At 32.8% G+C, this 18,131-nt stretch carries 19 protein-coding genes; 6 read left to right on the forward strand and 13 right to left on the reverse strand.

What is annotated here, in order from left to right; all coding sequences use genetic code 11:
* Positions 1 to 216: 216 nt before the first annotated feature.
* The 9 genes from ACRD62_RS16515 to ACRD62_RS16555 all read right to left on the reverse strand — a co-directional run bounded on the left by ACRD62_RS16515 (position 217) and on the right by ACRD62_RS16555 (position 10,958).
* Positions 217 to 1,311: a UvrD-helicase domain-containing protein gene (locus tag ACRD62_RS16515; RefSeq protein ID WP_430821224.1), complete on the reverse strand. Its 1,095-nt coding sequence runs from the start codon at positions 1,309 to 1,311 to the stop codon at positions 217 to 219.
* Positions 1,304 to 2,926: an ATP-dependent nuclease gene (locus ACRD62_RS16520; RefSeq protein ID WP_430821225.1), complete on the reverse strand. Its 1,623-nt coding sequence runs from the start codon at positions 2,924 to 2,926 to the stop codon at positions 1,304 to 1,306. The genes ACRD62_RS16515 and ACRD62_RS16520 overlap by 8 nt, the downstream gene beginning before the upstream one ends.
* 33 nt (positions 2,927 to 2,959) lie before the next feature.
* Positions 2,960 to 5,641 (reverse strand): DEAD/DEAH box helicase, encoded by a 2,682-nt coding sequence (locus tag ACRD62_RS16525; RefSeq protein ID WP_430821226.1) that lies wholly within the window; start codon positions 5,639 to 5,641, stop codon positions 2,960 to 2,962.
* Between the two features lie 20 nt (positions 5,642 to 5,661).
* Positions 5,662 to 6,321: a DUF4276 family protein gene (locus ACRD62_RS16530; RefSeq protein ID WP_430821227.1), complete on the reverse strand. Its 660-nt coding sequence runs from the start codon at positions 6,319 to 6,321 to the stop codon at positions 5,662 to 5,664.
* On the reverse strand, positions 6,318 to 7,421 hold the full coding sequence (locus tag ACRD62_RS16535) for an AAA family ATPase (protein ID WP_430821228.1): 1,104 nt from the start codon (positions 7,419 to 7,421) through the stop codon (positions 6,318 to 6,320). Before ACRD62_RS16535 ends, ACRD62_RS16530 begins: the two co-directional genes overlap by 4 nt.
* A 10-nt stretch (positions 7,422 to 7,431) precedes the next feature.
* Entirely contained in the window at positions 7,432 to 9,111 is a 1,680-nt protein-coding gene (locus tag ACRD62_RS16540) for a site-specific DNA-methyltransferase (protein ID WP_430821229.1), read from the reverse strand.
* A gap of 13 nt (positions 9,112 to 9,124) precedes the next feature.
* Positions 9,125 to 9,343, reverse strand: a complete 219-nt coding sequence (locus ACRD62_RS16545) for a helix-turn-helix transcriptional regulator (protein ID WP_430821230.1) — start codon at positions 9,341 to 9,343, stop codon at positions 9,125 to 9,127.
* Between the two features lie 411 nt (positions 9,344 to 9,754).
* The gene (locus tag ACRD62_RS16550; protein ID WP_430821231.1) at positions 9,755 to 10,105 is read right to left on the reverse strand and encodes a hypothetical protein; all 351 of its coding nucleotides are present in this window, start codon (positions 10,103 to 10,105) and stop codon (positions 9,755 to 9,757) included.
* A gap of 88 nt (positions 10,106 to 10,193) precedes the next feature.
* On the reverse strand, positions 10,194 to 10,958 hold the full coding sequence (locus ACRD62_RS16555; protein ID WP_430821232.1) for a metallophosphoesterase: 765 nt from the start codon (positions 10,956 to 10,958) through the stop codon (positions 10,194 to 10,196).
* A 292-nt stretch (positions 10,959 to 11,250) separates the two neighbouring features.
* Here ACRD62_RS16555 and ACRD62_RS16560 point away from each other — a divergent pair, with 292 nt between their 5' ends.
* From ACRD62_RS16560 to ACRD62_RS16585, 6 genes are all read left to right on the forward strand, one after another.
* Complete coding sequence (locus tag ACRD62_RS16560; protein WP_430821233.1) at positions 11,251 to 12,372, forward strand: hypothetical protein; 1,122 nt, start codon at positions 11,251 to 11,253, stop codon at positions 12,370 to 12,372.
* A gap of 75 nt (positions 12,373 to 12,447) precedes the next feature.
* Positions 12,448 to 12,921, forward strand: coding sequence for an AbrB/MazE/SpoVT family DNA-binding domain-containing protein (locus ACRD62_RS16565; protein WP_430821234.1), 474 nt, complete (start codon positions 12,448 to 12,450; stop codon positions 12,919 to 12,921).
* Between the two features lie 5 nt (positions 12,922 to 12,926).
* Positions 12,927 to 13,265, forward strand: coding sequence for an Xre family toxin-antitoxin system antitoxin (locus ACRD62_RS16570; RefSeq protein ID WP_430821235.1), 339 nt, complete (start codon positions 12,927 to 12,929; stop codon positions 13,263 to 13,265).
* Between the two features lie 21 nt (positions 13,266 to 13,286).
* Positions 13,287 to 13,733, forward strand: a complete 447-nt coding sequence (locus ACRD62_RS16575) for a DUF6557 family protein (RefSeq protein WP_430821236.1) — start codon at positions 13,287 to 13,289, stop codon at positions 13,731 to 13,733.
* A gap of 582 nt (positions 13,734 to 14,315) precedes the next feature.
* On the forward strand, positions 14,316 to 15,251 hold the full coding sequence (locus ACRD62_RS16580; protein WP_430821237.1) for a hypothetical protein: 936 nt from the start codon (positions 14,316 to 14,318) through the stop codon (positions 15,249 to 15,251).
* The gene (locus ACRD62_RS16585) at positions 15,211 to 15,507 is read left to right on the forward strand and encodes a hypothetical protein (protein WP_430821238.1); all 297 of its coding nucleotides are present in this window, start codon (positions 15,211 to 15,213) and stop codon (positions 15,505 to 15,507) included. The genes ACRD62_RS16580 and ACRD62_RS16585 overlap by 41 nt, the downstream gene beginning before the upstream one ends.
* Before the next feature lie 95 nt (positions 15,508 to 15,602).
* Here ACRD62_RS16585 and ACRD62_RS16590 read toward each other — a convergent pair whose 3' ends face one another.
* From ACRD62_RS16590 to ACRD62_RS16605, 4 genes are all read right to left on the reverse strand, one after another.
* Positions 15,603 to 15,923 carry a hypothetical protein gene (locus tag ACRD62_RS16590; RefSeq protein ID WP_430821240.1) on the reverse strand — a complete coding sequence of 107 codons (321 nt, stop codon included), beginning with the start codon at positions 15,921 to 15,923 and terminating at the stop codon, positions 15,603 to 15,605.
* Positions 15,895 to 16,125 (reverse strand): hypothetical protein, encoded by a 231-nt coding sequence (locus tag ACRD62_RS16595; protein ID WP_430821241.1) that lies wholly within the window; start codon positions 16,123 to 16,125, stop codon positions 15,895 to 15,897. Before ACRD62_RS16595 ends, ACRD62_RS16590 begins: the two co-directional genes overlap by 29 nt.
* 358 nt (positions 16,126 to 16,483) lie before the next feature.
* Complete coding sequence (locus ACRD62_RS16600; RefSeq protein ID WP_430821242.1) at positions 16,484 to 16,774, reverse strand: helix-turn-helix transcriptional regulator; 291 nt, start codon at positions 16,772 to 16,774, stop codon at positions 16,484 to 16,486.
* A 183-nt stretch (positions 16,775 to 16,957) separates the two neighbouring features.
* The gene (locus ACRD62_RS16605) at positions 16,958 to 18,127 is read right to left on the reverse strand and encodes a hypothetical protein (protein ID WP_430821243.1); all 1,170 of its coding nucleotides are present in this window, start codon (positions 18,125 to 18,127) and stop codon (positions 16,958 to 16,960) included.
* Positions 18,128 to 18,131 lie beyond the last annotated feature (4 nt).

Raw genomic sequence — 18,131 nt, forward strand, 5'->3', positions numbered from 1 at the left:
TCAAAGGACTTTCAAATTACTCCGAATGTTTTCAAATTAATTTGAAAGTTTTGCTGGTTTTCATCAAACCAACATGGACTTTACCGGATGCTTACAATGATTTTATATCGGTGTTAATTTGGCCGGTTATTTAACCCTTAAAAAGACTATAATACTGACATAAATTTAACAGGTGATATTAATTAGGACAGAATTGTTTAAATTATTATTCTTTCATTAAATAATAATACCCACACTTCTTCTAGCTCTTGTTATAGCTACATATAGTTTTGCCCTCGTTTCATTTTTTAGTTTGTGAGTATTATCCTTAATCCATTTACTCATATCAACCGTTGGGTAGATGAGTATTCGTTCGAAGGTCTTTCCTTTTGACTCACCAAAATTTAGTGCTTTGTATGATTGGTTAATTTTTGTTGTACTACTCCATCTTAATTGGACAGGGTTATGAGTCTTAAGATATTCGTCTACTTCTGTTTTTTCAATAAAGAACACCCCTTCATGATTAGATGGATTACTTCTACATTCATCACATTCACAAGCAGGTACTGTTGGAAATTCAGGATAGAGCTTCGAAGAGAAATTACATATTTCCTTGTTGTTTCTATGCGAAACATTTAGACTGGTTTCATCAATATTGCCATTGATTAAAGTCTTACATTTTTCAAGTAGAAAATACTTTATACGGCCATCTTTGTAGTTCCCATTCTTTGCCTCATTATGTGTGAGATATGTTACTTGGCGAGGATCTCCAACCATTGTTACTTTTGATTTTGATTTAAGAAGTAGCTTAATGACTTCTAAATCATAACCAGCTAAATCCTGTACTTCGTCAATGTATATCTTATTAAAAACCTTTTCTAATCTGTCAATTACTGCACCATCCGATGCTTTATTACAATTATAAACAAACTTAGCTATTTTATCAGAATAGATTTTTTGTCCTATTGTAAAGTAATGTCTTTCAAAATCTTTAGTTTCACTATAATAGATAGGTCCTTGTGGCGTTCTACATTTAAAGCCAGATCTTTGATTAACTAATAACATGCCATTAATATCATAATCATAAAGGATTTCGTTTAATTCTCCTTGATATGGTTCAACTCCATGCTGAAGTAGAAATGAAAACCAAGTTTGTACAACAATGTTATTTGGGATACATTTCTGTAGTTCAATTATTTTATTTTTTATCTCCACCTCATTTTGTTCTGTATATGTTGTAATGAGGATTTTTTCCTCACTGTTATTAATTGCGTCATTAACAATATGAGTTGTTTTTCCTGAACCTGCAGCTGCTATTATTAATTTATTCATTTATCCAGTCAATTGCGTTAAGAATGTATTCAGGATATTGAAGTTTAACTTTAGATTCAAAAACTTTTAAAGCCCAATCTGTTTTATGATGCTTCATGTAATTAGAGATTGGTATCATTCCGTTGTACCTACTAAAATCAATTCCGATAACATCACATAATGTAGGGAAGTTATCTCTGTTTGCATCAGCAAATTGAGGCTCAAGAGTGTTTAAACCTTCCCTTTTATCAGCAAATATTCCAATATGATTACAGTTCCAGTAATCTTCGTATTTTTTAACTATATATAACTGGTAATTAGTATCATTATCTGTAATGACTGCTACTTTCTTATTCAGTTTTTTAGCTAATTCTAATAGCCTCTTAAAAGATAGGCCTGTTGAGATTACATCGATACCATTTTCGATTGGTAATACTCCATTATAAATGTCCATATATGCCTTTTGAACTATGAGTTCGTCAGATGGTCCTTCAACCAAGATTGCCTTATTACTTAGAATCAACCGAAGTGTATCAAAACCAGGAAGCTTTTTAAAATAATCTTCTGTAGAACTGTCTAAATCAGAAAATCTTGTGACTTGTTGTTCGTTTAATAAAATCAAATTATCAATTCCTAGTTTGTTAGCTACATAACTACTATGAGTTGTAATTATAATTTGCTTGTCATTTACGTTATTTACAAGGCTCTTTATAGTTTGATTTAATTTTGAATGAGATAAATGGTTTTCAGGTTCTTCTATAAGTATACAGCCAGCATTTTTTGAACTGTTTTTTGCTAAAGCAAGATTAGTCTTGACAAGACATTGTTCTCCTTTTCCAATATGAATGAAAGGCACCTCGTTTACATATGTTGTTAGCCCATTTTCCCAAGCATCTTTAGTGGCGAGGTCTACAGATATTTCAACAGATTTTTCACTTATTTGAGCACTTTCAGTTATACGCTCATTGATTTTCAAGACCGCCTTGTCTGTCATGAACGATTCTTTTAGCTTTCTATAAGCCTGAGAAATATCAACTTTCTCTTTTTCTCCGAGATCACTTTTAATTATTCTCGAAATATAGATGTCAGAACCATTATTATACCTTGAAGAAGATGAGTCAATTAAAATAGATTTAAAAGGAATTGACTTTGAAGTAATTGTTTGTCTTGCAAATGACTGCCAGGTTATTTTGTAGTATTCAATTGGAATGGTCAATACCTCATGCTTTATCAATTCCTGATATTCACCTTGATATTCATTATCAAACTCTATTTTTAAACTGACACCGGCAGAATTTTTTCTTTCGCTATTATTGGTTCCTTCTAAATATGCATAATCACCACTTTCCAAGAAAACTTCAATCAATATTGATGGAGGAGATATTGGATTGGAAGATGATAAACTATCAATATATCGTTTTTCTACTTGATTATTAAATAAATATTGAGATAGTTCACCTTTAATAAATTTTCCATTAATTATACCTGACAAGGCTAAATTAATAGCCTCTAATATGGTTGATTTACCCGTTTCATTATTACCAACAATAATGTTTAATTCAGGATTTAATACTAAAGAGAACCTACCATCAAATAACTTAAAGTTCTCAATATTAACTTTACTGATGTTGCTCATTTGTCAGGTTAGTTTGGTTTAACTTATTTTTATTTACAACATTCTAACTACATCAATTATACTTTGTGCTGTATAAGTATCTGGCACGTCCTTCGTTTCAAATACCATGAAGTATTTGTAATTGTCACCGGATTTTTCAGCCCATTTCTTACCCAACAAGTTTTTGGCTCTGCTGTCATCGTTATCTAAATGGTCACCTTTGGTTTCAATAAGAATTAGGTTGCCGTTTTGTGTATAGATAATGAAATCAGGGTAGTGGTCGTTTTTAAAACCGTTCAGGGCAAATCCTTTTCCTTTTTCAAGGTTTCGGTGCCAGAATAACACATTCTCCAAAGAGGCAATATCCATAATTACCTTTTGCTCAAAATTATTAACCGATGCTTCTCGCTCGTATAATGATTTATTGATTGGGCTACACAGGTTAATATGTGTTAATTCCGGAGGAAATTTAAAACTAGGCTTAACCATTATATTATTGGTGTCAAGCAATAACTGAAATTGCTCTTTGGCATAGTCGTTTTCCAATTCCTTAACTTTATCCTTTATTTTTCGGATATACAAGAACTCATTATTGATTATATCTCTAATCTGGTCGTTGTTCAAATCCTCAAAAACACGAGAAACATACTTAGTAATATCTTCATGTGAGATGGGGGTCATGTCGCCCAGCTTTCGCACAATAAGGGAAGTAATCTCTTTTATCTGTGTTTCTTTCGGTTTGGCCAGGATGGTATCTACCAAGATTGATTTTGCCCTGGTTGAAAGTTTCTGCATGGTAGCAGTATGCTTTGTTTCATTGTAATCAACCTGAAAAACTTCAGTAGCCGTATCATCAAAATTAATCTCGGTACTTTTTGAAGCAAGCTTAAATCCTTTTAAAAGACTATTCCGATTTAATAGTTGCTCTTTTTGTGTAAGCTCTTCAAATATAATTGTATCGTGAAGCTCATCGTTTGGAACTTTGCGATAGAATTGTGGTATCTCAATATCGGTTACTACATCAACAAAAGGTTCCTCAATCTTATATTTTTTCGGTTCTTTACCCATTTCTCGTAATAAATAGTCGGTATTATCTTCGGTATATGATTCGGCTTTTTGCTCAAAGGATTTTCCTTCACTTTCTCCTTTTTGAGTGATTTGCTTTACAATATCGTTGGTGTTACCAATTTGGTCAGGCGTTAATTCTGTTTCGGGATTAAAGTCAATCTCATCAACCTCAATTTCGTCAACAGCTCTCGGTGTCTCGTCATCGGTCTGTTTTGGTTCTGATTCTCCGAATAATTCGTTTTGCAACACTTCATTGTCCGATAATTCTGCTTCCGGTTGTTCTTCGGCATAATAATCATCCTTACTAAAGCCGGATTCTTGCAACGCTTTAACAATATTATCCAAAGTGTCTTGGAACTTTGAGCTTGCCGATAGTACGAAAGACAGGTTAAGAAGTGGTGTTTGATGCTTGGTGACATAAGGTTGACGTAAAACCCTGCCTAATATCTGCTCCACATCTACAGCTGATGATTTATCGGCTAATGATGCCAAAATATAGGCATTGGGGCAATCCCAACCTTCTTTTAAAGCATTAACGGTAATGATGTATCTGACTTCACAGTCTTTTGCCATTAAGTCAATACCTTTTAACTCATCTAAACCACTAACCTTAATCTTAATTTGTTCTTCGGGTATTTTCAGTTTGGTGAGTTGCTCTTTAATATGAATATAGGTGGTATTGTCTTTGCCTTTAATGTTCGATTGTGCCTGAAAAAGTATGATAGGTCTGATGTATTTACCTGTTACTTTTTCTTCCTCTAAAGCAAGCAATTCCAATTGCCTTTGGAGGTGTAAAGCACTTGTGATTACTTCTTCTTTTTTATGATGATTGTAAACAATAACAGGCAGCTTTACCATGTGTTCTTTTTTAAGAGCCATAGCATTTACAAAGCTTATGATATTGCTGTTCTCTTTTGGCGTAGCTGTTAAATCCAATACAAACGAAGGATTCAGGTTGTTTAGCATTTCAACACTTAAATCACTTTCGGCATTATGGCTTTCATCAACCACTACCACCGGATTTAAGGAACGGATTACATTTATAAGTGCTGTTTCATCCGTATCTTCAATAACCAGGTCATTATCTACAAAGCCACGGAATTGCTCTAAAGCTCCGTTTTGCTCATAAACTTTACGGTCGTCCTTCTTTCTTGAATTAATACGGATACTACTAAAGTTGAAAACGAAAATATTTAGTTGTTCCTGAACCGAAGTAGGGTTGAATCCAGCACCTTGAAGCAATTGCTCTTTTTCCAATACCTCTACACGGTTTCCAAATAAAGCGTTTAGCTTTTCTCTGTATGGATGAGTAGGGTTCGATAAATGACCAACGGTTTGTTGTAACAGGTTCGACCAGGGAACTAACCAAACAACCGCTTTAGGCTTTGAGGCATCGAACGATTTAAAAATAGAAGACAATGCGTTACAGGCAATAAAAGTTTTCCCTCCGGCAGTAGGCACTTTTACAGCTATGTGAGTAGCTCCCGGAATATTGTTTTTGTATGGTTTCATTCCTGAAAACGAACCATCGAGCTTAACCTGGTATTTACCAACTTTATCTTCCCAAAACTGATTAAAAGCTTTAGCTGAATCCTGATAAGTATTAACATATTCAAGAAACTTATCGAGGTCGTTTATTACTTGCTGTTGATATGGTTTTAATTCCACTTTTAAAAATCGTTAAATCGTTATTCTTCTAATGCCAATAATTTTTCAATCCATTTATTAAAGCGAGGGCATTTATCCCTAATGGTTCTCAAACCAATTTCTTCTGCTATCATTGAGCCATATAAAGGTTTTTTATAGCCTTTTATAATCCGTTTTAGCCTTTTTGATGGTGCTGTTGTAGCTCCATCATTTATATTTTCAGGATTGTCTGTATTGGTTGTTTCCACTAAATAATTGTAGTCGTTGAACTCATTTTCTTCAAAGCACTCATCAAAAGCTTCAATTTTGCTAAAAAGCAAACCTTCAAACTCATGTAGTTGAATATAAGGAATGAACCTGTTTCTGAGGTTTTCTTCAATATCTTCCAACATACCTTGTTCTAAATTGCTCATGCGTTCAGCCCTGTCAACTTTGGTATGTGCTTCATCCCATTTCGGAAAACCATGTTCTTTTTTCAATCCATAATAATCAATGAGTGTGGTGACAATTAAATTAGGGTCGTGCTTTAAATAATTACTAATCTCTTTTTTTAATGCAGCCCATGATACTATACCGCCACCTGATTTGGTAATTATTGCATTATGAGGGTATATGTTTTTCTCAATTAAAAGCGGACTTAATACATCGTTGCAAAAGGCTTGCTCTGTTTGCCCTTCACCTATTATCGTTATTCTTGTCATTTGGCAAAAGGTTGAGCTGAGTTAATAATGTTACGTTCCCAAAGTTCCCCTAATGTATGGTCATTAAGCCACAGTTGTAGGTCGGTTGAATTTAAGCGATTAAAAACCGATTGGTTTTCTTCAACACTTCTGTCAACGGTAACTATATCCTCCGGATGAAAGCAGTTAACCAAATTCACGGATTGGGTAGATAAAATCAATTGAGTTTTTTCTGACGCTGCATCAATTAAAGCAGCCAGCTTTTGAATAGCTTGTGGATGCAAACCTAATTCCGGCTCATCAATCACAATTACTTTTGGCGGTTCAGGTTGCATAAGCACAGTAGCTAAAGCAATAAAACGTAATGTTCCATCCGAAAACTGGTAAGCATTAAAATTTGAATTTGGGTCGCCCTTTTCTACCCATCTTAATTCAATTTCATCTTTATTCAACTTTTTGGGTTGAAGTATAAACTTATCAATATACGGTGCTATTGATTTTATAGTTTTTTCTATGCGCTTGTATAATTTCGGATGTTCTTCCTGTAAATAATACAAAAAGGCAGGAAGGTTTCTTCCATCTGTTTTTAAGTAATCATTATCGTTTATATCGCATTCACGGCGAAGCATTGAGGTTGCCGAAGTATCGTGAAAGTGATATATCTGAATGTTTGATAAGTATCTTTTCAGATAATTATTTCTATAAGAACCATCACGAGTAACTGATGTTTCTTCGACATTTGATTCTGTAAAATAGTTTTGATAATCGTTATCACGGTTAACATTGTAACCGGAACCTTCTTCTTTTATAAACAAGCCTCCCTCTTTGGTTTGAGCCAGGTTAAACCAATAGGCATTGTTATTTTGTGCATCTTCGGTAAATATCATTTTACCGTACATGGTTTCAGTCATCTTTCTACCAAAATGGAGGATGTTGTCTGCTTTTTCTTCAATTACATATCGTTGTAGATGCTGATTGAAAATAGCATGAACCATTTTAAAGAAAGACACAAAGTTACTTTTACCTGCACCATTGCTACCTATAAAAACATTGATGGGTTTTAGTTCCAACTGCATGTTTTTTACAGATTTAAAGCCTTGTATTTCTATATATTCTATCATAGTAATCAGGTTAAAATCGTGTTATATCCCTTGGGATTTTCTTAAATGTTATATGGTATTTCTGCATTAAACTATTGTCTAAAACACAATTGTCTGCATAAATAATATATTGCTCTGCCTTAGTTTTTAGTTTACGCAAAAAGCTATCATCTAAAGTTGTTAGCTCATCTTTGTAATAATAAAAGTAGAAAGCCGATGAATTAGCCACTCCTAATAAGTGTTCCTCCTTTTCGTTCACTTTCTCGTAGGGTTTACGAGTTTCGGAAAACCATACATACTCACGGATTTTATCTAAACCAACTTCTTCGTTTAGCATTTCATTATCTAGGAATAAAGGTTTGCCTAATTCGTAGAAGTCGAAGCTGTTTTCTATTCCATCAACTTTTTTATTTCCTTTTCCATACCCCGTTGTAACATTCTTAATCCTTTGTGCAGTTAAAGAATCAGCATAATTTTCCATTTCTATTAAAATGTACTTTCTATTACAGCTATCTTGCTTGTTCAAGTTTAGTATGGCGTGGGCAGAGGTTCCTGAACCAGCAAATGAATCAAGTATAATATCGTTATCCTTTGTAACAAAGGATAATATCTCTTCTAAAAGTTCTGTTGTTTTTGGATTTTTAAAAGGTGTTTTAGCTTGAGTAAAAATATCCTTCAATGTATAAGCACCTTTTCTACCATCTAATTCAATGACACTTGGAAGTTTTGCCCTATATTCATGTGCATATAGCTTTAATTCTATAATTTTTGATTCATCGTCACCAAAAAGGATTTTTTTGGAATCAAGCAAATTAGTCATTGTATCTTCTGGGAAACGATACCCCATTAAAGGTTCTTTACAAGGTTTTTTTGTGATAGGATGAATTATATCATATCTGTAACCTTCCTTTCCCGGGTTATGAACACTTTGACTACCAGTATAAATTCCTCCATAATCAATGTACTTATATCTATCAAAAGGCCATAAATATGCTTTGTTTTTTGAAAACCATTTCGTGTATTCCTTCTGAAGAGTCTCAATATCATTTGGAAATTTATTGATGAAATCTTGTCCTACCTCCAATAACTTATCTTTAACATCTAAATTTGGAGACTTCCACTCAGATTCAATCCATTTCTTACTTTTTGAATAACAAAGTAGGTATTCATGTTCATCTGCAATCTGTGTTGGATTATTATCTGTGGCATTTTTCCAAATAATATTTCCTACAAAATTTGAAGCTCCAAATATTTCATCCAATACTAACTTTAAGTTATACAACTCATTATTATCTATTGATATAAATATGATTCCATCTTTATCTAGTAGCTTGTAAAGCAATTTAATCCTTGGAAACATCATGCATAACCACTTATCATGACGAGATAAGTCTTCTCCTTCCTTTCCAACTACTTTATTTAGCCATTCCTTTATTTTTGGATGGTCAACTTTATCACTATATTTCCATTCATCCTTACCTGTATTATATGGAGGGTCAATGTAAATACACTTAACCTTTCCCTCATATTCAGGCAAAAGAGCTTTTAGTGCTTCAAGATTATCTCCATGAATTATTTTATTACCGCTATTGGTTTCTTTTTTGGTTTGTTTTCCATTGTCGAAACCATAGGAGTGTTCTAATATTCTGTAAGGAACATCCATGTGGTGGTTTATCACCTTATCTTTTCCTATCCAATTTAATGTTGGCATTGTTTATTTCCTGTTATTTATCCTGTTTGGTTGATACTATCAGTTCCCTGGCATCAACATTCAATTTCTCTGCAATTTCAATCATGGTTTCAATACCCGGCTGTGTTTCATTGGTACACCAACGCGATACAGTAGTAAGGCTTTTGCCCAATTGTTCAGCCAACCATTTGTTTGTTCTATTCTGCTCTGCAAGAACAATTTTCAACCTATTTATTTGCTTTCTTTGTGTCATAATACGCAAATTATGTGCATTTTTTTAACCAAGAAGCTAATTTATAAAACTTATATGAAATTAAGGAGTTTTCTTTTAGATAATTGTTTAGGTGTTTAGCTCAATTGAAAATCCAGTTGATTGGTAACAAGCTTAGTTTTATTTTGAGTAGATTGAGATAATTAAGTATGGTGAAGTTCAAAAAATATAATATACACTCAGATAGTGAGTTATATAATGTTGCTCCAATAAACAAGCTGAATTGATATTGAAGACTTCGACTAAGTATCGCTAGTAGAAAAAATAGATAGAGATTTGGTTGTAAGATTTGATTGTTTTTAAAGGACTAATCCCCTGACCAACTTTATTTATCAATCATTCCTAATTAGTAAGTGGAGTTAGGAGTAAAACTTAGATGGCAAGACAACATTACTATTCGTCGATTTCCACAGGATAAAAACTAACAATTATACCTTCTCCGGACAACAAACACTCAAGATAATCCATCGTACCACCCATTAAAAGCTTTCCAATTTTGACTTCACAGAAGAAAATAAATTTCCCAGTTTCATCTTCATTCTTGTATTCTTCAAATGATAACATTTCATAATCTTCTTTTGATGGCTTCCTGTTTAATAATTGCATTAAAAGCTGTTCCAAAACCTGTTCCTCAGCAGTATCAAAAGCATTCATAATACTCTGTTTTGTTACATTACTCGATTTTAAGAATTCTTTTAATCGAACTTCTTCTTGGATAATAGTTAGTTTTTTGCAAGCTGTCATTTAAATAAAGTATTAGTTCACAATCTTATCTGCGAAAGTATATGTTCGTCTTTTTGGCTAAGTTAGAAACTTATTATTCTTTTAACTTTTATTGAATATCAAACCAAGCAGCATGCCTGTAACTATGATGTTCACCTAAATCCACATATCCTAATTGATTTGTAACAAGCTTAGTTCCATTAATATTGGTTTCTGGCATATTGGCGTGGTGATGAACATAGATCCAGTAATCAATTTTCCAATCATGTATTAATGAATATTGCTCAGAAACAAATGCAGGATTGATATTGGAATTACGATAACACTCTGGATTACATATTTGTGTTGGAATATGATGTGTGGCAACTACCTTCTTTTTCGCTGTTGATTCTGGAATTGATATCTTTAAAAATTCCAGACTCTTTTCATGATGTTGATTGAATATCTTATAATCAAGCCTTTTGCCTTTATACTTGATTTGATGAAAATCACCAACTCCATGTTCTACAAATAAGGATTTCGACTCAGGTATATGCGACCAAAGTACAGTAAAGAAGAAATCAACATCATCAACTGTTATTACCTTGCTATTTACAAGATATACATTCTCCCTTATGCCTTCGTAAAATGGTTTGTCTAATATTCTTAAATCCTTTCCTGTATAAAACTCATGGTTACCCGGTATATAGTACACCTTCTTAAAATGATCGGATACATAATCGAAGAACCAATGTGTAAAGTGTTTCTTCCCCCAATAAGTAATATCCCCGGCCAGAATCAATATATCACCAACCGGTTTTATGGGATTCTTATGCAGAAATAAACTGTTTTGAGCAAATTCTAAATGTAAATCAGAACAATATTGCACTTTCATAAGGGAAGAAATAAATCGTTTAAAAACTAATGCCCTAAAATAATCATTTGCTCATTAGCTTTTATTAATTTTGACTGGACATATTAGAAAACATTATTGCGTTACTGACGCTTCTCCTCAGAAAAACCGCCAATTTAGAAGAGTACGAGAAGTCAGGAAGTGAACGCATCCTATATGGGTGTGTTCCTTTCGCTTGTTTAGTGTACTCTGGTGCTTGGCGGTACCTTCTGAGGCTAAATATAGCAAAGGGCATGCCCACCTTTTTATAGGGCTGTCACAAAGGAACAGGCCTATGGAAGATTTCAAAATTATTCAACCAAGTATTTCTGACTACTTTGATGGATTAAGCAAGGATACACTTGATGAGATTCTAACTCTTTATGATGGTCAAGAGATCAAGATATTGGATCTCATTAAAAAGTTTGAGCTCAAACCAATCAGTGTAAATACATTTCGAACTCATCTTTCACCAATCATTTGCCACGATTTTATCTGTCCTGATTGCCTGACCGTTTCATGGAAGGATCATTTGGCACGTAATAAGTATTCAATTCCTTATTGTCCGGAATGTAAAAATTATCTGTATTCTGATTTTGATCCGGTAAAAAATGAGAAAGAAAAATTATGGCGATCTAATGCTTGGAATTCATTTGGATTCTATTTTGATGAGAATACTACCGAACTAGATCCATATGAAAATTACACGATCACAAGACAAACTTATTCATCTTTGGATTATGAAAGTAAGGTCTTCTTAGGAAGCCTTGTTGCTAATAGCTTATCTGAGGACTTATCAACTATTCAGGGATGGCGTTTAAACAATGTAAAGTTTTACCCACTTCCTGAAATGACCAGAGAAGTAATGTCAAGACTTGGTTTTACAGATCGTACCCCGGAATTAATGGATATTGAAATAGCAACAGATGTTGCACAGGAACTTTTATTTCCACAAAAACGGCTTGAAGGAACTATCCAGGAACAGTTTGAATTATGGAAGAAAATAGCAGTTGGGGAATGCAAAGAATTGTTGATTAATGAGATGGAGGAATGTGGATTCCATCTTAGACAGGGTGAAATAGTCAATCAGATAATTAGTAAACTATTGGAAGACTATTCAGTTGGCCAGGTTTATAATATTATATGGAGAACAGTTAGAAATGCGACTCAGTTTTATGCAAAAACTGATAATAGGGTTTATGCAGCTAATTCTGTTATTCACAATTGCCAGATGTTAGGAGACAAATTTAAAGCAGAAGGCAAAATACTGGATAATTATACACGTCGCTATCATTCCTTTCAATCAGAGATTGCCAGGTATTATTTTGATTCTGTCTTAAAGATTGGAAATGTGGGAATTGAAAAACATCCATCACCGAAATGGCTATTAGGTTTTGAGAATTATGATATTTCATGAAGGCCAAGTCTTCAACTTTTTGGTTTTTTCGGGAGGCAACGGCCTCCCTTCATTCTTAATCTAATCCAAATACCAATGATTATAACAATTGAAAAAAATGACAATGCCAACAATTATTTACCGCTACCGGATGAAATAATTAAGAGATATGATCTTAAGGTTGGTGATAAGTTAGCAATGCTTCAAAGGAAACGGGGCGTTTTAGTTGTTCCTCTTCCGCATAAAATGGTTAAGAATCGCAACGGAGAAGATGTTAACCAGATATATGAAGTAGTTCAAAGAAATTTTAGAAGCGTTGAAGTAGAATATGTATCATGCTATTATTTTGACTATTATGTCGATGAAAATACCGGAGTGATTGATTATACAAGATTCGATAAATTTTATACTTCGGAGCAATCTGATTATGATACAAAATCATTTAAAGAAGCTTATCTGGATGCTTTGGACGGTGAAACTCCTCAAGAAAAAATGATAGATAACATTGATCCGACTACCCTTCATGATGAAATTGATTTTGGAGGTCCGGTTGGAAATGAAGAATGGTAATAGTCATGAAAGATTTTAAATCAATATCAGAAGAAGCATTCTCTCTAGGAATATGCAGAAAAGAATATGCTAATATTTTACAAATTAGCACTTCTTCATTGTATCGATATCTAAAAGAACCGCAAAAGGTTTCGGCCAAGTGCAAAGATCGATCAGTAGTGATTTGTAATTTGATAAACAAAGGGAAATCAACCTTTGGAGATAAATCCAAGTTTTCACATTGGCTATTTTGTAAGAATATTGCGTTAGGAGGTCCTAAGCCTATCGAGATGCTTTGTACTGTTGAAGGAACAAAGCAAGTAGATTTTTGCTTGAATAGAATTGAGTGGGGGATATTTGCATGATTATTAAATAAATTCTAAGAAATGAAACTATTTGAATTAATTAAACAATTTCAGTGGTCGGAACTGGAAGTTCGCCTTCCAGAACTTTATCCTGATCAGGAAAAGGATTTAGAGGGATTCAAAAAGGCATTCGCCAGATTACAATCATTAGCTCCTCTGGAATCCATTATGACAATTTTGGTAACTCCTATCAAGGAAGATTGTGATGAAGTGGAGTATGCTCATGTAAATGGATGTAAAACAAATCCTGAAGATGAAGAAGAAAATAAAATGACTTACTCATTGATGATTACTCAATGGCCTGAATGGCTGGGGATGGAGGTTTCAGAAGAAGCATTCAAGTATTATGGAGAGCTAGATACATTGGTACATATTCTTTGGGAAATGACCTTTGTCGGTTATAAAGAGGAGAGTGCAGCTGAATTTGATGAAGAGCTAAGAAGGCAGGATTTGGATAATAAAGAATAGAAAAACCAAATTAATATGCGAAAACTAAAAGACAGACTTCATGCTCAAAAACGTAAAAAGCTTTGAGATTTATTTGATTGGAAATATGCTTCGACAAATGCTCTTAGTAAAAACCATTCATTAAGATGTAGATGTAAAATGTGTGCTATTGAAAGATACAATAAATGGTATGCCAATAAACGCAATCGTATTGATGCTAGAGAAGCACTTGCAAATCCAGATGATTTTAGGATTTATGAGGTAAATAGGAGGATAAGAATGGCTCTGTGACACAATGTTTTTCTGGGAGTATAATCAAAATTTGACCTTTCAGCCATTTTATATCATTCATAATAAGTACTAAGGTTGTTAAATATTGTATAACATGTTTTTAGTATAACCTACTTAAACAATTTCTTCTTTGTGATAATGCGTGAGTTCTAGAAGCTCTATAATCTATTGGATTTAACAGCAATAAAATAGATTGACATCAGATAATAATAGTATGATATTTGCACATCGCTATTGTCGAGCCTGACTTTGATATGCTATATGTGATCAAATTCTATTGATTTCGAAATGTTTTAAATGAATTTCTGCACAATGAAACTGGTTTTTATTATTTTGACAATATCCTTGTTGACGTCGGTTATATGCGCTCAAGAGAATGAGTTTATTTATACAATAAGTGCCGAAATAGATGGAGAAAAACAAAATTTAGATTCAATATTAATTGAAAACTTAACTACTAAATTAAGTTTCGTACATAGTGAGCTACCCAATACAACTACATATGTAATAGACTTAAATACAAATAAATTTATTGGTATAAATAGCATATTATCAGATAATAATAAGTATTGGCAGTTAATTAGTAACACAGCAGGGGTTTTAAAGTTAAAAAATCAGATAGCAACAAATGAATTTACAATTGCTGTTTATGATATTGAAGGTAAGCTGATATTTATACAAAACGGAAAAGCTAATGTTAATAATGTGTTTGAATTAGCTATTCCCCATCACAAAATATATGTGGTGAAAATTTTTAACAATGATTATGCAATCGCGATTAGAGTATTTGGCTCTGAGCATAATGAAAGTTTTAATTTATCTAAGGTAGGCACTTCAAATTGGATTAATAATTTATCAAAATCTTATTCAGATAAAAGCAATGATCGAAGTTATTTTAATATTGGGGATAGTATAAGAGTTTCCGTATTTAAATCAAATTATTATACCTTTCCGTTAAATGATACAATTGCCTCATCAAAGAGTCATGTATTTAATTTGAATGAGGAACAAGTTGATGAAACCGGCATTAGTGATGCCTGGTTCGATATTTCTGCTTATGAATATCACGTTAACTCCTATAATGAAGGGATTGGAACAGAAGTGGTTTTAAATGATAATACTTCACCTATTGTTCCAGGTAATATTATAGTGCTGGATATAGATACTCTCGGATTGCTGCAAAAAGTTGTTTTTGTAGAGGTCAATAATGATAGTATCATTATCAAAACAACTCCTGTTTTTAGATGAAGTATTCGTTAATAAAAACTTTAAACTTAATACTGCGTTGATTGAACCCCAATCATTGCTTAAAAGCAATGCAACTAACCTTGAGATATCCAATGCTTTAACTGACGATAAAGGTTATATTCATCCTGTTAAAATAATATATTACAATCAATTTGGTGAGGCTGTAAAGCAAAAAAGTGCATTTGAAACCAAGGATATTTCATCAGATATTCCAATGGTTGAGATTCATAAAAATTTTGCCGGTTATGATCTTTAAGTCATCATAACAAACTATAAATGGCTTATTTCGGTTTGGAATGCCATTTTCGATTGCAAAGCATCTGTCACTATGATTTGTAATGGTTTCAAAACCTATTTGAGAGAATTTACCAGCAACGTCGATTGTTTTACGATCTTATAGGAACTAATTTTACGTGCTATCTCTTGAAATATTTGCATCATATAACTTTTACCAACACCAATATTCCCAGTAATTAATAAACCTTTGCTTAAGGAGTAAGTGGGGTGATAATTTTCGAAATCATAGTAATGAAAAAGATAAGCATAAACCATTCTATAAACTTTTATATCAATTTCATTTAGATGGAAGCTAGCAACTTTCTTTTTTCCTGTCGCTTCAATGATTTTTATGCAATCATTCGATTTAGAGTTCAACATAGAATTCATCATCATTTTTATTGGGTTTTAAAAATTTGGTATCTCTATTATTTTCTTCTTTTTCATTCTTCTCATTCTTGTTTGGTTTCACGAGCGTTTCACGGTTGTTTCGCTTTACGATCATGGGCGTTTCATCTGTGTTTCGGTTTCCTTGGTATCTGTCATAATTACAGATGGTTATCCGTGTCGTTTTGGGTAGTCCTTCTATTTCAATCATGTTCTGCTGTTCAAGTAGTTTGAAAAAACGGTTAACTCTAGATTTTGACCAATTAAAATCTTTAGAATAGGTCTTTAGGGATCTGATACTTTGGCCTCTTTTGCAAACGTATATACTATCACCTATAGGTACCTCTATGTCCTGATGGTTAACTGTTAACAAGAGATGTATCCAAGCATCTCGCCTCGTAAAAGGTTCATTTGACATATATAGCCAGTGTTCCATGATATTTCGATGTAATTTTATCCAACCTTCCATAGTTTGGTTGATTATATGGATGTATATCCATATTTTTGTGAAATAATTGATTAAAAAAGATTGATTAGCGTTGTGTGGAGGCAACGCTTTTTTTGTTGCGCTACTTTCTATTACGCAATAAGAAATCAGATGCTTCTTGATCAAGATCGCTCTCTGTTCGTACTCGGTTGGTTTCCAGGAGCCATCTGTCAATTTCATCTTTATCGAAGAATAATTTTCCTCCTCCTGGTTTGCTGTATGGAATTGAATATGTGCTTGTTAGCTTGTAGAGGTAAGAGGGTTTGAATCCTGTGTATTCTACAACATCATTAAAGGACATCGATTTTTTCTGCGATAGTAATAGCTTTTCGATTTTAGTTAATCGATCATTTATGTTTTCGTAATGATCCATGTTATTTAAATTAATGATTATACATGGATACCAGCGCTAGTATCATTTATTAATGAACATTGCAAACCAACGAAAACATATCAAATCAAAGAAGTTCATATCGCAAGTATGACAATGAAAAGTTTAGTAAGGTTTAGATTGTCAAGTATATAGTGTTTTGATATTAGTGGAAAGTTATTTGTACTATGACAATGCTTGTTTATGTATAAGTTCAATTTCATCGTCAGAGTAGACTTTCAACCTGTTCTTCTTTTTAGCAGCTAAGCCATTGTCTGATAAATTTGGATTGATTTCATCAAAAACAAAGCGATCTCTAATAACAGGGTGAATTTTTCCAGTTATGCATTCCTTTGATAAAATATGGATAAAAAGAAAAAAAGTACTTTCCTTTTCTTTTGAGACAGAGAATGTAGTTCCCAACTTAGAATCACTGGATATTAGATCAATTAAATCATCTACACTACAATTAAATAATTTATGTCTTCGGTTAAAATAACTACATATCTTTCTAAATACAGATAAATCACCTTTACTTCTATAAGTAAATTTTAAAGGTGCAGGTAGGTTTTTGAGTTCACTTAAAAATAACTGATAGAATCTAGCTAATTTATAAATAGAGGCACCTTTTGTTTCATTGATAAGATCAATGTGCTTTTGTGATGAAATTCTTTTTTCTAATTCTCTGATACAACTTAAGCGCGTGGGAAATGGTAATAAGTGTATATCTGTGGCGAAACACTGAAACATCGTCTGGTAACCAATTGAGATGTAATTATTAGTGGTCGTAAGAAATAAATCATCTGATTTTGCATGTTTTAGTATGTTACTGCAGAAATTAAATGAAAAATTTTCCACCTTCTTATTACAAATTTTATTCTCGAGGATGTCAATAAAAGTATACTTAAAAATAGCATCGCTTTTATAAGTATCAACCCAAACATGACTTGAAGAGAGAAGATTAATGAATTGTCGTTTAGCATGTCTTTTTAATATTTCAATTGTTGTGCTGAAATGTGACTGTATATTTAGACTTAGCCATTGATATAGTTTATTGTTCTCACAATTTGCAAGAACTTTATTTTTGAAGTCATTAAAAAGGATGTCGAATTGTGTTTCATTTAAATTTATTGGAGAGATAGGTTCGTGTTTGGATAAATCACAGTAATGCAATACAAAATTCTCTATTTCAACTCTAAGTTGAGCTAAAAGTGTATTAATTTCAAGTTGACTATTGTAATCTTGGTTTGTGTTGTGGTGATAAAAAAACTCTTTGTATGTTTTTACGTTATGCTGAACTTTTAAATTATTTTCAATATTGGGCTTTGTAAAGAGTTTACTATATATTGATTTCATATTT

Source organism: Carboxylicivirga caseinilyticus (genome assembly GCF_050589785.1).
Taxonomy (GTDB): Bacteria; Bacteroidota; Bacteroidia; order Bacteroidales; family Marinilabiliaceae; genus Carboxylicivirga; species Carboxylicivirga caseinilyticus.

Coding starts and splice junctions, on each gene's coding strand:
- ACRD62_RS16595 (WP_430821241.1), bottom strand. CDS start 16,125: ATGATTGAAATAGAAGGACTACCCAAAACGACACGGATAACCATCTGT.
- ACRD62_RS16530 (WP_430821227.1), bottom strand. CDS start 6,321: ATGACAAGAATAACGATAATAGGTGAAGGGCAAACAGAGCAAGCCTTT.
- ACRD62_RS16550 (WP_430821231.1), bottom strand. CDS start 10,105: ATGACAGCTTGCAAAAAACTAACTATTATCCAAGAAGAAGTTCGATTA.
- ACRD62_RS16515 (WP_430821224.1), bottom strand. CDS start 1,311: ATGAATAAATTAATAATAGCAGCTGCAGGTTCAGGAAAAACAACTCAT.
- ACRD62_RS16560 (WP_430821233.1), top strand. CDS start 11,251: ATGGAAGATTTCAAAATTATTCAACCAAGTATTTCTGACTACTTTGAT.
- ACRD62_RS16585 (WP_430821238.1), top strand. CDS start 15,211: ATGATAGTATCATTATCAAAACAACTCCTGTTTTTAGATGAAGTATTC.
- ACRD62_RS16545 (WP_430821230.1), bottom strand. CDS start 9,343: ATGACACAAAGAAAGCAAATAAATAGGTTGAAAATTGTTCTTGCAGAG.
- ACRD62_RS16570 (WP_430821235.1), top strand. CDS start 12,927: ATGAAAGATTTTAAATCAATATCAGAAGAAGCATTCTCTCTAGGAATA.
- ACRD62_RS16535 (WP_430821228.1), bottom strand. CDS start 7,421: ATGATAGAATATATAGAAATACAAGGCTTTAAATCTGTAAAAAACATG.
- ACRD62_RS16575 (WP_430821236.1), top strand. CDS start 13,287: ATGAAACTATTTGAATTAATTAAACAATTTCAGTGGTCGGAACTGGAA.
- ACRD62_RS16580 (WP_430821237.1), top strand. CDS start 14,316: ATGAAACTGGTTTTTATTATTTTGACAATATCCTTGTTGACGTCGGTT.
- ACRD62_RS16565 (WP_430821234.1), top strand. CDS start 12,448: ATGATTATAACAATTGAAAAAAATGACAATGCCAACAATTATTTACCG.
- ACRD62_RS16605 (WP_430821243.1), bottom strand. CDS start 18,127: ATGAAATCAATATATAGTAAACTCTTTACAAAGCCCAATATTGAAAAT.
- ACRD62_RS16520 (WP_430821225.1), bottom strand. CDS start 2,926: ATGAGCAACATCAGTAAAGTTAATATTGAGAACTTTAAGTTATTTGAT.
- ACRD62_RS16555 (WP_430821232.1), bottom strand. CDS start 10,958: ATGAAAGTGCAATATTGTTCTGATTTACATTTAGAATTTGCTCAAAAC.
- ACRD62_RS16590 (WP_430821240.1), bottom strand. CDS start 15,923: ATGATGATGAATTCTATGTTGAACTCTAAATCGAATGATTGCATAAAA.
- ACRD62_RS16600 (WP_430821242.1), bottom strand. CDS start 16,774: ATGGATCATTACGAAAACATAAATGATCGATTAACTAAAATCGAAAAG.
- ACRD62_RS16540 (WP_430821229.1), bottom strand. CDS start 9,111: ATGCCAACATTAAATTGGATAGGAAAAGATAAGGTGATAAACCACCAC.